Annotated in this window: 7 protein-coding genes and 1 CRISPR repeat array; of the genes, 2 read left to right on the top strand and 5 right to left on the bottom strand. The window is 45.4% G+C overall.

The genetic code is table 11. From position 1 onward, the window contains the following. Window position 1 precedes the first annotated feature (1 nt). A complete protein-coding gene (locus QUB51_RS03090) occupies window positions 2-1432 on the top strand; it encodes an SLBB domain-containing protein (RefSeq protein ID WP_333053699.1) in 1431 nt (476 codons plus the stop codon). A gap of 21 nt (window positions 1433-1453) precedes the next feature. After that, entirely contained in the window at window positions 1454-3685 is a 2232-nt protein-coding gene (locus tag QUB51_RS03095) for a polysaccharide biosynthesis tyrosine autokinase (RefSeq protein WP_333053700.1), read from the top strand. 349 nt (window positions 3686-4034) lie between these two features. Here QUB51_RS03095 and QUB51_RS03100 read toward each other — a convergent pair whose 3' ends face one another. The 5 genes from QUB51_RS03100 to QUB51_RS03120 form a co-directional block, all read right to left on the bottom strand. Further along, a complete protein-coding gene (locus QUB51_RS03100; RefSeq protein ID WP_333053701.1) occupies window positions 4035-4934 on the bottom strand; it encodes a S1 RNA-binding domain-containing protein in 900 nt (299 codons plus the stop codon). Window positions 4935-5115: 181 nt separating this feature from the next. Further along, window positions 5116-6360: a transposase gene (locus QUB51_RS03105; protein WP_333053702.1), complete on the bottom strand. Its 1245-nt coding sequence runs from the start codon at window positions 6358-6360 to the stop codon at window positions 5116-5118. 83 nt (window positions 6361-6443) lie between these two features. Further along, window positions 6444-7202, bottom strand: coding sequence for a dienelactone hydrolase family protein (locus tag QUB51_RS03110; RefSeq protein WP_333053703.1), 759 nt, complete (start codon window positions 7200-7202; stop codon window positions 6444-6446). Between the two features lie 1191 nt (window positions 7203-8393). Further along, window positions 8394-11162: a CRISPR direct-repeat array (repeat unit 37 nt; unit sequence GCCGGAAAAAACCTAAAACCCTATCAGGGATTGAAAC). 85 nt (window positions 11163-11247) lie between these two features. Further along, window positions 11248-12474 carry a glycosyltransferase family 4 protein gene (locus tag QUB51_RS03115; protein WP_333259183.1) on the bottom strand — a complete coding sequence of 409 codons (1227 nt, stop codon included), beginning with the start codon at window positions 12472-12474 and terminating at the stop codon, window positions 11248-11250. A gap of 419 nt (window positions 12475-12893) precedes the next feature. Further along, on the bottom strand, window positions 12894-15212 hold the full coding sequence (locus tag QUB51_RS03120) for an IMS domain-containing protein (protein ID WP_333208181.1): 2319 nt from the start codon (window positions 15210-15212) through the stop codon (window positions 12894-12896). Window positions 15213-15292: the final 80 nt, after the last annotated feature.

The raw sequence follows: 15292 nt of genomic DNA on the forward strand, positions 1-15292 counted from the left end.
TATGAAATGGCTTACTCTCCGTGCTTTACAACTGCCACTGCTGGCGCTGGTACTCACTCTCTCCTACCCTCAAACCAACCTCGCTCAGTCGCCAGCCCCCGCAACAAGTATTAATACTGATTACTATCTAGGTGGTGGAGACAATATTAAAATTGATATCTACGATCTGCCTCAGCTTAGTGGGGAGTATCAAATTCCCGCTGGGGGAGCTATTCAAATCCCCATTATTGGTAGTGTTTCCCTTCAAGGATTAACTTTAGAACAGGCAGCCCAAGTTATCACTAGAGCTTATGGTAAGGTCGTAAAAAGACCTTTAGTTACAATCAGCTTACAAGCTGCCCGCCCGCTTAATATTTGGTTATCGGGTGAAATAAGTCGTCCGGGCTCTTACTTATTACCCCTAGCTAATGGAGGTGGAACTAGACCATCGATTCAGTTTCCCACGCTTCCTCAAGCTTTAGAAAAAGCTGGGGGTATTCGAGCTAGCGCTGATATTCGACGAGTAATTGTGCGGCGTCGGCTTACGGCTAACAAAGAAATAACTATCACTTATAATCTGTGGGATTATTTACAAACTGGTCAGAGCAGCCAAGATATCACGTTGCGAGATGGAGATCAAATCTTGGTTCCCCCTCAAGAAACCATTAATTTAGCAGAAACAAATCAACTTAGTGAATCTAATTTTTCTATACCAGCAGATCAACCCCGTACTGTCTCAGTATTCGGAGAGGTGAAGCGTCCGGGTAGATATGTAGCCATTGGTGGTGATACCCGAAATGGTGAAAGAACCAGCGGACAACCGACCATCATTCGATCTCTACAACTAGCTGGTGGCATAACATCAATCGCTGATATTCGGCAAATCCAACTCCAACGTTATACTAGAAGTGGCCAACAACAAATTAGAACTATTAACCTCTGGCAATATTTGCAAGAACAAGATACCTCTCAAGATACTATACTACAAGAAGGGGATATCATCTTTGTCCCGACAGCGACGGCGATCGACCCCGGAGAAGTTTCTGTTCTAGCTACTGCTAGCTTTGCTCCGGCGACTTTGCAAGTAAGTGTTATCGGAGAAGTCAATGCTCCGGGTGGACTCAAATTACCTCCTAATACTACCTTAAATCAAGCAATTATGAGTGCGGGAGGTTTTCGACCAAATCGCGCTAACTCTAGATATGTGGAACTGATCAGGCTAAATCCTAATGGCACGATATCTCGATCGCAAGTATCAATTAACTTTAATCAAGGAATCGACGCTCAAAGCAACCCACTGATTCAAGATAATGACATAATTATAGTGGCACGATCGAGGACTGCTATATTCGTAGACAACATTAATACTGTTTTCTCACCAGCTAGTAATATTATTGGTGGAATTCTCGTTCCCACCAGACTGATAGAGCTACTCAGACTATTCGGAAATTAGGAATTAAATAAGATTCTTGCTATGGATAAAAAACTGTTGTCTTCCATCAAAAATGACCTTAATGGTCAATATTTGTCTGCTCCCTCCGCTAATTACCTAGCTAGTACCCCAGCAGAGGATGACCAAGTTCTTGATATGAATTGGGTACTAGCTGTCATCAAACGTCGCCTTCTGGTGATGGGCATAGTAGCTGCCAGCATAGCTACTTTAAGCGGTAGTTTCGTGCTCAGGGCTGCCAAAAACTCTATTACTGAGTATGAAGGAAAATTCACAGTTTTAGCAGAACCGATTACGGCTGACGATCGGCTATCAAAACTATTGGTTCAAGCTCAAAATAACAGTTTAGGCATCACAGACTTGAACAAAATTAAATCATCAGCGGAAGACGGTTCCTCGGTGGATTATCAAAGTTTAGCGCGGGTTTTAAAAAGCCCAGAAGTGTTACTACCATTAGTCAATAAATTGCAAACAAAATATCCAAAATTTGACTATAAAAGTCTCAGTAGCCGCTTGACTATCCAACGTATTACTTTCTTGCGAGATGGGAAGCAGGGTGGTACTAAACTCATAGATATTAGCTATCGCGATCGAGATCCAAAGCGCATCCAATATGTGCTGGATGAAACTGCAAAATATTACCTAGAATATATGGATAAAGAGCGTTTGAAAGTTAGCAAACAAAGTATTGATTTTATAGATCGACAACTGCCCCCACTCCAGCAGAGAGTCGATAAATTGCAACAAGAATTACAAATGTTAAGGCTTCAGTATAACTTTAATCAACCCGAAGTACGCAGCCGCAGCCTATCAGATCAGCTCGATAATTTAACTAATCGTCGCCTAGAAGTGCAAGCACAACTGGCAGAAAGTAGGCTTCAATATGAAAGCTACAAAAAAAGAGCGTTAACGGGCGATAATCGTTGGATTGTTGATATTAGCCCCAAATCCTATGAAAATTTAATTAGCAAAGTAAATGAAATAGAGTCGCAATTAGCTTTAAGCTCTACTCAATTTTATGAAAATAGCCTTCCCATTCAATCTTTGCGGGAAAAGCAGCAAAGTTTGCGTGATTTAATCAAAAAAGAAGCTGATATTGTCCTCTTGCAGATGCAATCACAACTAAAACAGTTGGAAGCTCGCGAGCGATTGATAACTAATAGCCAAAATTCACTGCAAGCAAAAATCACTCAAATGCCTCAAGCTCAACTTCGCTATGATGACATACAATTAAAACTAGAACTAGCTAAAGATAATCTCAAACTCTTCCTCGAAAAACAAAAAACTTTACAACTAGATGCTGGTCAAATTGATGGCTCTTGGCAAATTATATCTAAACCACAGTTAATCACAAACGAAAATGGTGATTTTTACCCAGTAACAGAAAAACCAACCCGTCGCCACCTAGCCATTGCGATCGTTATTAGCACTTTACTAGGCATTGCTATAGGTTTCCTAGTAGAAGTTTTAAATACTGTTTTCCATACTCCCGAAGAAATTAAATCAGCAACTAAACGCCCTATTTTGGGAGTCATTCCGATCGCCAAAGCGATGAAAATTAAATCTGGTCGAGGTGAACGTGTTCCAGCTAAATTCACTAGCGTAAGTTCAAATACTAACAGTGCAAGCTTAAAACGAATAATAGTTTCAAATTACAAAGATTTTCCTGTAGTCGAGGCATTTCACTACTTATACACAAATATTCAATTATTAAATGCTGAACACCCAATAAGTTCTTTAACCATCACTTCGACCATTAAAGGTGAGGGTAAGTCAACTGTAGCACTTTATTTAGCTAAAACTGCTTCTGCTGTTGGTAAACGAGTATTATTAGTGGATGCTAATATGCGTGTGCCTCAACTGCACACATATCTTGGCTTGTCAAATATGAAAGGTTTAAGTAATGTTTTAAGTTCTGATTTAAGCTTAAATGAGGCTATTCAGCGATTACCCGACGATGACAATCTTTTTGTCCTCACAGCAGGTACTATTCCCTCTGATCCAATTAAATTACTTTCTTCGAGAAAGATGCACTATTTAATGGAACAATTCCTAGCCTTATTTGATTTAGTCATTTACGATACACCACCTTTAATTGGTTTAGCAGACGGTCATTTACTAGCTTCTCAAACTGATGGTACAGTGCTGATAGTAAAAATAGAAAAAACCGATCGCGGGATGGTAAATAAAGCTTTAGATCAACTAAATGTAGCAGATTTTAAAGTCTTGGGAGTAGTAGCTAATGGGGTTAAATAACGAACGCTAAAAATGGAGTTAGATAGGGAAAGGAAGACGTAAGACTATTTGGGATTTTTGATGGGCGAGAGGTATTAACTTACTGGATAGGGGTTTGGAGTTAGCCTATATAGCAATCCTTGCAGGAGTCGTAAATTTTTTACCCCACCCCAACCCTCCCCTTGGTAAGGGGAGGGAGTAAGAAATTCCTAAATGATGCGACGATTGCTATAGTGGGATTCTTTTGGGAAACTGGTATAAGAAGTCGATGTAAAATGCAAAATAAGTAAATCAACTTAATTAAACGTAAAACGATCGCACTCTTACCACCCCGACTTCTTAAAAGTCGGGGTGGTAATTAGATCAAGACTTAAGAAAGAGTCTTTCTAGCACGTTCCGATCGCTCTTCTGCAGTCTCCATAACATCCGCCATCTTATCCACCATTTCCCCTGGGTAATTTTCTAGTACCCGGGTAGAAAGTGAAATTCGGCCACGACTTTCATCGAGGTCAAGCACGATCGCTTTCAGGGGTTGACCGGGAGCAAACACCTTGCCAAGGTTATCAATATATTTTTGGCTGACTTGCTTGATGTGCAGCAAACCGCTAACTCCTTCCAAGTCCACAAACACGCCAAAAGGCTTGATGCTGCTGACTTTTCCTTCCACCAACTGACCAATTTGCAAGTCCTTGAAAGCATTCGATTGAGTGGCCATCCGCTGGGAAAGTACGAGTTTTTCCCGTTCGCGATCGACCTCCAAGAAATTAACGCTCAAAGATTGACCGATCAGCGATTCTAGGTTATCGCGATCGACTAAGTGCGATCGGGGAATAAAGCCGCGCATTCCCTGAACATCTACAGTCACGCCGCCCTTATTTGCGCCAGAAACCCGCACCTGAAGAACTTTACCGGTTTCCTGCAATTCCACTAAATCTTCCCAAGCTTGCTGAATTTGTAACTGCCGCAGAGACAAGGTAACTTGGCCATCGGCATCTTGTTCGCGGATAATCAAAAAGTCCCGTTCCTCGTCCAGCGGAACCACTTCCGACAAATCCGTTACTGTTCTCAAAGCAGCCTCTTCGATCGGCAAAAAAGCCGAAGACTTGCCGCCGATATCAACATACGCGCCGTTTGAGTCGTACTCGAACACTTTGCCGCGCACTACTTGTCCCTTCTGGAATTCGTAATTGTGCTGTTCGAGGGCTTTAGCAAAATCATCCATTGAAAAGGATGGTTTTGCGCTTTGAGAACCTGTAGATTTGGAATTCATGTCAGTTTAGTTGTCAGTTGTCAGTAATTTAGTTGTCTGTTGTCAGTAGAAAAATTTTCCCACCCGGACCATCGGACTATCGGACCATCTCCCCATCTCCCCATCTCCCACTCTCTAAGCTGGTTGAAGTTGCTGTTGACACTCCCCTGCCTGAAGGCGAGGGGATTCTTAAGAACCGCAATCAAGCGTGGATCTTGATTCGTAATGGCTGTGCCAAACAGCCTCTAGACAGTCCGGTAAAACCATTCTGCTTACTTTTTCTGCCAATATTTGCAGCACCATTACAATCAGCGTTAATCAAATGTCCTTCCCAAGTCCGATACAATCCGCGCTTAACACGCTTGCCAGAAAATTGGTAAGTTGCTGGTTTGCCGGCATTGTAGACAGGCAAATCGTCACCATCCAAAGCGCTAGCTTTGCTTGTATACGATTCTTCCTGTTCAAGGTAGAGCAAGCCGTAACGCTCACAAAGCGATTTCAGCTTACCTCTCAAAGTATGAAAAGGAATTTGGACAAAGTTCTGATTGTTGCGACTGCTAATATTGATTTCCTGCTTCTGGCCCAAATTGAACCCGACAATCACGCGCTCAATTTTCTGGGCAATGCAATGGTCAATAATCAGCCTTGCCGTTTTGCTGAGATAGTCCCTAACTTGATTGTTTCGATTGACAAGCAATCTAGCTTGACGCTCAGTTATCCGCTCAATCTTTTGTCTATCTTTGATAGATTGCAATCTGGCATTTTCTTTGTTGAACCACTGGTTAATAGATTTAAGTTTACGACCATCCACAATAAAGGATGCCCCATTGGTGTCAACGCAAGTAGCCAAATTGTCCAATCCCAAATCAATGGAAATAGCGCTATCAACGACTGTTTCAACAGGTTCTGGTTCAACCTGGGAAACAAACTCGACTTCAAAGAATCGAGCATTGTACTTAGAATGTATCCGAACTTCTTTGATAGCTTCAGGATTAAGTCTCTCAGGGAATGGAATAGATACCGCTCCAAACAGCTTCTTGAAAGCATTTGACATCGGTACATTAAACCGTCCGTCCTTAACCACGATCCGAGGAATTATCAATACAAAGTAGCCATCTTTGGGTAAGTAGTGAGGCAATCTCACCTTCGGTTGATAGCGGCCAGATTTAACAGCGCTAATCAAGGCATAGAAACTGTGAAACGTTCTGTCTACTACTTTCAAAGTCTGTTGAGCAATATCCGTGTTTAGCAAACGATAGTTCTCGTTTTCTTTGCACAGATGGTAGGCAGATTCGTAACGCAAGTGTTTGCGCTCCTGAAAGTAGTATTGTCGAACAGTGTAAAGCCCTACATTGTAGAGATTTTTGCTAAGACGACACAACTCTCGCAGTGCCAAAAACTCAGACTTGTTTAGATTGCGGATTTGGTTCTTTTGAGTCAGGTACATCCTATTGGTCTCGCTGCATATTCTATTCTACAGCGAAACCTCTCAACTTTCTGGTTAAATTGCGGTAAAAAGGCAAAGCCGTCCTAGAAGGACGGGGTTTCCACCCATATTTTCTGATGAAATAGCTGCTTCACCTGCCTCCACGAATCGGCTGCTGCCGTAGCGTCGTAACTGCCGCGGTGGTCGCAGAAGAAGCCGTGATCGGCATTGTAGCGGAAAATTTGGTGAGAAATACTGTGTTTTTGCAATTCGGCGGCGATTTGGTCAACTTGTTCTAAGGGAATGCTGGGGTCTTGAGTGCCAAAAAAGGCGTAGAGAGTGCCTTTAATGTCTGCTGTGCGGGCGATCGTGGGGGTGCCGCCGCCGGGGGTTTGGGTGGCGATACCGGCGCCGTAGAACGACGCTGTAGCCTTGATTTCGGGCAAAGTAGCGGCAAGGTAGGCGACGTGCCCTCCAAAGCAGAAACCGATGCAGCCAAAACCTTCTGGTTTGACTGAGGGTAGAGTTTTGAGATAATCGATCGTGGCTTGGATATCGCCGAGAAGTTCGGAAGCGGTGGTTTTTTCTTTGTATTCTCTGCCGATTTGGATGGCTTCGGGTGTGTAGCCGGTTTCAAAGCCGGGGGCTTGACGCTGGTAGATGGCTGGGGCGATCGCCACATATCCTTCTTTTGCTATTCTTTCAGTAACTTCGCGGATGTGCGAGTTGACGCCAAAGATTTCTTGAATCACGATAACTGCGGGAAATTGCCCTGGGGAGGCTGGCTGGGCTAGGTATGCAGCTATTTGTAAATCCCCGTTAGGAACTGTGATGTTTTCGGTGCTAATTTCGGCTTTTGTCATAAGTAATTTTAAGGTAAATGCCACTCTACTAATTTTAAGTTAATTTGGGGATTTTGTATGCAATTTACCAATAATATTTTTCGGAACCGCGAAGCGTAAAACCGCAAATATGGCAGGTAAAAATTCGCTTATTGTTGAAGGTTTAGGTTTGGCTGAACAAGTTGGGGCAAATCACTCATAGGAATTAATTGGAGATTCAATTTCGGTAAAATATAAGTTTTGGTCTGTGATTTTCTAAAGCCTAGATTTTGATAAGTCTACGACTTGGCAGTTTTTATATGGCTTTTTCGTGAGATTTTAGAGATAAGTGTCTAAGCCGTTAGCTGTTGAATATGAGCTAATTTTTTTTGATAGATCGGAGTTGTTTTTTAATCGCTTTGCTTTCTGGTTGGCGGAATAGTTTGAGGAGATTGATTCCGGCTAGGACTCAAGTCTAAGTTACGATCGCCACGCCGAACAAGGTCATCCAACCAGTTGAGGAGATGGATGGAGGCTAGGACTCAAGTCTAAGTTACGATCGCCATGCCGAACAAAGTCATGCAACCAGTTGAGGAGATTGATTTCGGCTAGGACTCAAGTCTAAGTTACGATCGCCCCGCCGAACAAAGTCATTTACTCGGGGCGAAGCCTATTTCGCAGCCCAAAAAGTCTAAGTTACGATCGCCATGCCGAACAAAGTCATCCAACCAGTTGAGGAGATTGATTCCGGCTAGGACTCAAGTCTAAGTTACGATCGCCATGCCGAACAAAGTCATCCAACCAGTTGAGGAGATTGATTCCGGCTAGGACTAAAATCTAAGTTACGATCGCCCCGCCGAACAAAGTCATCCAACCCAAGGAAGACAGTATTTGGTTTTTTCCGCTGTGCGCTTGCTGTCAGGGTAAGATCGAAGGTATTGGTGGGGTAGTGCCAGTGGATCGCACAATATTTTTTGCCTAGTTTCCGTGAACCGGTAGGTGTTAAAATAGGGGCATCAAATTTTTCGGCTCAAACTCATGTGCAGCAAGAGTTTGATGCCCCTCGTCTGAAAAAAACATTCACGGAAAATCTGTAAGCTTTACAGGATAAGGTTTTGGAGTGAATATGAAATTTTTGGTATTGACAACCCGAAGGCTGGAATGGTACTTTTGTTTTAGATTCACGGAACTGCACCTTGAAAACCAAATACACCCTGGCTTCTGGAACGGGCGGCCGGAAAAAACCTAAAACCCTATCAGGGATTGAAACATGGGATTGGATCAAGGGCGACCAAACTACGGAGTTGTGCCGGAAAAAACCTAAAACCCTATCAGGGATTGAAACCGAAGAAGATATTGCTCAACTAATGATAGCTCTCAAGCCGGAAAAAACCTAAAACCCTATCAGGGATTGAAACTTTGTGGGTTGCGCGCGTGGCGTCGATGCGGCTTTCCGGGCTGCGCCGGAAAAAACCTAAAACCCTATCAGGGATTGAAACCCCAATCTGAACCTGTAAAACTTCCATCATTTCCCGGAAAGCCGGAAAAAACCTAAAACCCTATCAGGGATTGAAACTGACGATTTCTCCTATCTGTGCGGCTGGCACTGGCAAGCCGGAAAAAACCTAAAACCCTATCAGGGATTGAAACCACCCGATTTCGTGAACAAGTCGCTGCAGCAACGCCGGAAAAAACCTAAAACCCTATCAGGGATTGAAACGCCGGGGACACTTCCCGATTGTTGGCGATCGCCTCTTGAGCCGGAAAAAACCTAAAACCCTATCAGGGATTGAAACGCGAGAACAACCAGGAGCCGATCACCTTAGTAAAGGCCGGAAAAAACCTAAAACCCTATCAGGGATTGAAACGCTCATAAGAAGCGCCAAGCTCTGTATATTTCGCGCCGGAAAAAACCTAAAACCCTATCAGGGATTGAAACTTTGACGGGGAATCTTAAGCTACTCATATCTGTGCCGGAAAAAACCTAAAACCCTATCAGGGATTGAAACAGGATCTTTCGGCGGCGCTGCTGACTTAAGCTGCTTTGCCGGAAAAAACCTAAAACCCTATCAGGGATTGAAACACTGCCAGAGAACCGCTCGACTTGACCGAGAAAGCCGGGCCGGAAAAAACCTAAAACCCTATCAGGGATTGAAACTTTCTACACAAGAGATATAAGGGCTGAGGATAAGCCCCTGGGCCGGAAAAAACCTAAAACCCTATCAGGGATTGAAACTAGCTAATTTGTCGAGAGTATCATTCAACTTTTGAATCAGCCGGAAAAAACCTAAAACCCTATCAGGGATTGAAACGCGCTGTACTTTTTGCAGCGTGGCCTCAGCTTTGAGCCGGAAAAAACCTAAAACCCTATCAGGGATTGAAACTGGTGGCATTGAGGTAGAGTTTGTGACGATCGAGCCGGAAAAAACCTAAAACCCTATCAGGGATTGAAACTAATTCGTTGATAGTTTCTTGAGTCTCTTTGATTCGCGCCGGAAAAAACCTAAAACCCTATCAGGGATTGAAACTTTCAATCCACCGGGAAATGGGCCAGAAGATTTGCCGGAAAAAACCTAAAACCCTATCAGGGATTGAAACATTCTGGCCATCGCCTTTGTGGTGCGTTTTCGGGCCGGAAAAAACCTAAAACCCTATCAGGGATTGAAACTTGATTGGTAGGGTTAGAGCTTTTCGCGTTGATGGCCGGAAAAAACCTAAAACCCTATCAGGGATTGAAACTTAGGCATATCAATTAATAGGTAATGAATGAAAGCCGGAAAAAACCTAAAACCCTATCAGGGATTGAAACTCTCTGATAGTCGCCTGAGTAACCATCATTTTAGCCGGAAAAAACCTAAAACCCTATCAGGGATTGAAACTTTTTTTGGGGTTTCGTGAGCTAATTCAGGAACCATGCCGCCGGAAAAAACCTAAAACCCTATCAGGGATTGAAACCGGCGATCGGTATGTCGTCCCACTCGCAGAAGATGGGCCGGAAAAAACCTAAAACCCTATCAGGGATTGAAACGAAAGTATTGACAAGGAAGATGACTGCCTTTTTGTGCCGGAAAAAACCTAAAACCCTATCAGGGATTGAAACCAGGCTTGCGGCAGGAAACTGCTAATCCATCACGCCGGAAAAAACCTAAAACCCTATCAGGGATTGAAACACTAATATCTCTTGAAGAGCACATATACAGGCAGTGCTGCTTGGCCGGAAAAAACCTAAAACCCTATCAGGGATTGAAACTTTTGGCTCAGTTTCTTTGAGCAATTCCATCTCTGGCCGGAAAAAACCTAAAACCCTATCAGGGATTGAAACGACGATCGCTTTTACTCACTTTGGGTGACAACTCCCGCCGGAAAAAACCTAAAACCCTATCAGGGATTGAAACCACTATCTCTGGCGTGAGGGGCCCAGATTCGTAGGCCGGAAAAAACCTAAAACCCTATCAGGGATTGAAACATCGAGAATTGATGTGTCTGTTGGGGTTGGCAGAGATGAGCCGGAAAAAACCTAAAACCCTATCAGGGATTGAAACGTCCCACCGATCTAATGACCGTGACGAACTGGCTGACCGATCACGGACAGCTAGAGCCGGAAAAAACCTAAAACCCTATCAGGGATTGAAACTGCCAGCGATACAAATTGGCTGAATTCGATTAAGTTGCCGGAAAAAACCTAAAACCCTATCAGGGATTGAAACAATGTCACGTTCACGGGCAAAACTGACCCGTCACATTGCCGGAAAAAACCTAAAACCCTATCAGGGATTGAAACCTCCATCCAAACCTCTTTCGACACTGATAGAACAATTCGCCGGAAAAAACCTAAAACCCTATCAGGGATTGAAACCAACCTTTCATACTTCCGACACAATCTGCAAACCCCGCCGGAAAAAACCTAAAACCCTATCAGGGATTGAAACTTGGTATCACCCTGCTATCACCCTGCTATCACTTAAGCCGGAAAAAACCTAAAACCCTATCAGGGATTGAAACGAATTCAACGGCAACTACGACCAATGACAAAAAATCATCCGCCGGAAAAAACCTATTTCCCCATCTAGGGCTTGAAACGCCCAAACTACAAAATTATTGGCTCAAAAATAGACCTCTCCTCTCTCTTTTTATCTCCTCCCATAACCTCAAGCAATCGATCGACTACACGCCTCCAAGTAAAATTTTCAGCCACAAAAGCCGGGCCCGCAACCCTCGCTTTCGCAGCCAATCCAGGCTGTTCGATCGCCCTGCACATCAAATCAATCAAATGTTCCCCATCAGGAGCTAAGATAAATAAGGTTTCCCCGTCACTCACCACAGCCGTAAATTTACTCTCAATCCGCTGTGCAAAGTTCGATCGCGTAAAATCATCTGTAGGGCCGCCCGCCGTGCAAATAACCGGCAAACCACAAGCGGCAGCTTCCAACACCGGCAGATTAAAACCTTCTGCCAAATAGGGAGAAACATAAACATCTGCTGCTTGGTAAAACTCTGCTATTTGAGCAAAAGATAGCTGGCTACCAGTATAAATTAATCTTGGTAAAACCCTCGCTCTTTCCGCATCGTTGAGCACAACTCGGCAGGCTTGGGCAATCTCGTCTCTCGACGGATAAAGCAGTTCTGAACCTTTTAAAACTAATCTCGCATCTGGATATTTGTCAACTACCGCAGCGAAGGCTTTTAATAAAGGGCGAATGCCTTTGCGATCCGTTTGTCCTCCGATGTTTAAAAATATAAAATAGTTTGACCAGCCCAAGCTTTGGCGCAGTGATTGACGCCGATCGCCCGCAGCAGGATAATAAATCTTAGGATCGACTCCCAAAGGTACGACGGCAATGCGATCGGCCTCAACACCGCTGCGAATTAAGCCAGCTTTTGACCAAGCTGAAGGTGTAATAATTTTCGTTTCTGAGTTAACCGCAGTTTCGGCGATCGACTTAACACCCATCCCCTGTAATACTGAACTCGTAATAATCCCCCATTCTGTAGCTGCAAATACCCAAGTTTGAGCGCTGCTGGATGCCGAGAAGTCCCACGGGCAGTATATTCGCAGCGTAACATCCGCTGACTGATTTACCGCAGGGCTCTTAATGCTGCGGAGTAAAGTTTCATTTGGGCGATCGAATAAACTAATTTTCGTCTCCCAAGCTGGGTCAATGTAGGGCATATCGCGGTGAAAAAGCTCAATTTGTCCTCGCGGGCGATTCCCTACGGGATAGCTGCGCCGCGCGTGCATTTCCAGCAGTTGAAATTGATTGGCTACGCAATAGGAATGATAAATAAAACGCCAGCCTTCAACAATAATCTGCAATTCAAAACTCCCGCTTTTGGAATTAAAAATTCACCTAATAATCAGAAATTGGTAATTAGTAATTAGCCAGCATAAATTACCAATTACGAATAATTCAGGAGCCAGAATCCAGAACAGTTTCTGTGGGACAGGATGGAGAATCGAGCTTTAAATCCCGCGATTTTAATCGTGGACACCAAAAAATTCTTTCCGTGACAGTTACCCCTGACTTCAGGCATAGGTATGCTTAATCCAGTCTTCTTTCTTCTGATATCATATCGGATGGATATCGAGCGATTAAAAGGGCGGGTTTTTGAGATTGTCAATTATTGGCAGATATTTTTCGTGAACCCGCCCCTACCTTATTAGGCGTAATCTACTCGACATAATATGACTTCTGACTTCTGACTCCTTCTGCTCAATTACTAATTACCAATTCCTTACTTAATCACTTGCCAATCCATAATCCGCCACTGTCCCTCTTGGCGGATCAAGTCGTAGCGCACCCGCAGGTTTTCATTGCGGGAAGAAACGAGTTGAGAACGATCGAACACTTCGGCTTTTTCCGCGACTTGGGCATCTACTTGGGCGCGATCGGGATTAGTCGGATTTGTGGTAACTCCATTAACTTGCAGCTTGTGTACATAACGCTGGTGCGCGTTGTTACGCTGTTGAGCTTCTGCCATTAATTGCCAGCGAGACAAAGCCGGTTCTGTGAGAACTTGCTTTAATTCTTCGACAGCGTGATTGGGGCCCAAAGCCGCTGCTTTCGCCGATAGCCAGCTTTGAACTATTTGTCCGGCTGATTCCTCAGTGATTGCTCCCGATACTGCGCCTGTGGCGCTCGGTTCTGGGGTTGGGGCCAAGGCAGGGATTTCTATGGGCGGTTCTTCCAGGCGAACGAGGGCTTGCTCTCCTTGGAGGGGGCCCGATAGGGCTTGCATCGCGCTAGCCAACAGACTGAGTATTAACCACAGGAATAACAGGCTCAGGACACCTGCCACTAGAAGCAAAGCCAGCTTGTTTGGAGGCATGGACTTGACTTGGGCGGTAATTTCTGTTGCCTTGGTGCGCGCTCGATCGACAAAATCGCCCTTTAGCCCCTTGCCACTTGCTCCGCTGCGCCCTGAATGTTGGCGTCTGCGATGTTTGGAAGTCGATTCTGCAGGGTGTGGCACTGTAGCTATCGGGAGAGAGACGGGGGCAACAGCGCTAGGCGCGGCCACCGTTGCCGGGGATTTCGCGCCAGAGGCTGCGGTGGAATCCGCGCCCGGTACGGGGGTCAACGTGACCGTACTGGCTCCCTGCTTGGCTGTGGGTGCCGGTGTGGGTATGGCAGCGGGCGATCGGCCTGCTGTCGGTTGCAGTCGCCCTGGAAGCTTGCCGGAGCGGGGCTGCACCACGACCCATTCGTTGGCGGTTTCTGCGTCCTGTGGCAAAGCTTCTAGGTAAGCTTGTACTTTCGGGTCAGCAAAGTAATCTTTCAAGGACACTGACTCGTTGGCCAAGTCGCGGAAGTGGGGAAACACTTCTTCTTGTAGCCAGTGTTCGGCGTACAAGCACAGTCCGGGCAACAAGTCGGGTGAATCTTGGGAATGTTCGCGAATGAAGGCCAGGGGTTCTTTTTCCGAACTCAGTTCCAGGGCTCTGCTGGCTTCTTCTGTCTGGCCCAGCAGCAGGGAACAGACGGCTTTTTCCAGGTGAACGTCTTGGCGGCGACCCAGTTGCATCAGCATCAGCTTGGCCCGACGGATCATCGATGGCTGTCTGGCGGCAAATCCTTGGGCTAACAAGGTGTAGACCGAGAGGTAAGTGGCGACTGCGGAGGGGCGGCCGGCTTCGGCTTCAAATAGCGCCTGCTGCTCGCTGCTGGTTAGGTGTTTACGCATTTGCTGCACGAACCGGAGGAAGTCTTCTATTCCTAAACCCGATCGATCGTCTCCCGAACCGTCGATACCGCCTCGTTCTTGAAGCATTTCTCGCAGGATTTCCAGTCCCTTGCGACGCTCAGCGACTTTTTCTTCGGGAAGTGATAATAGCTCTAAAATGTTGTACGGACGGAGTTTGTATATGTCGGCTTGCATTTCACCCCTCACGCTTGCAAATAGGCTTTCGCGCAGCAGCAATTCTTGACCTGCTTCTAATGATTTTGCGGCATTTTCGTACTGACCTTGCTGCCACTGTTCGCGGCCGAGTTCTAGACAGGCAAGGCTGACGGTTAAAACTATATCTGGCCTCACGAGCTGCGGGTCGCCGAAACGACCTTCTGCGATCGCGATGCTGCCATTGTTAAGATACGGGCGACCCAGCTTCTGTACGAGTTCGTATTCTCCCAGTTCTTGCAGTATGAGCAGGGCTCCTACGAATTGGTTGTCATCGATTTCAATACTTGGAGTGTGGGGGTCGGGAGCAGCCTCTAAAGCCTTGGACTCTGCCGGAACGGTTTCTCCTGCGTCTTGCAGGAAGGTGGCCGGGCCTGCTGAGGTTTTTGACCTCTGGTGCTTGGCTTCCTGTGCCGCTTCCGACTCTCGATCGTAAGTTTTGGCTAAAAAACTGGCATCGTAAGCTTTGCGCCCCTCTGAGTCTGACAGAACGGCGCAGGCTTCATCGAGCAGTTGTTTGCGGGCGACGATCGCAACTTCGGAATACTCCCGGCGCGGAAGCTGTAAAGTTCGATCGCGGTGAGCCTGCTGCAACTGTTCGGCAGTAGCTTGAATCGGTAGACCCAAAATCCGGTAGTAATCTAGTGGAATTAACATAAGTTAAAGAACTGTCCACTTCCCCAAAGCGCTAGCAACTGAATTAGCCTATCTTAAGTGACATACTCCCGCAAACCAAA

It is taken from the genome of Microcoleus sp. AT8-A3 (assembly GCF_036705675.1).
GTDB lineage: Bacteria > Cyanobacteriota > Cyanobacteriia > Cyanobacteriales > Microcoleaceae > Microcoleus.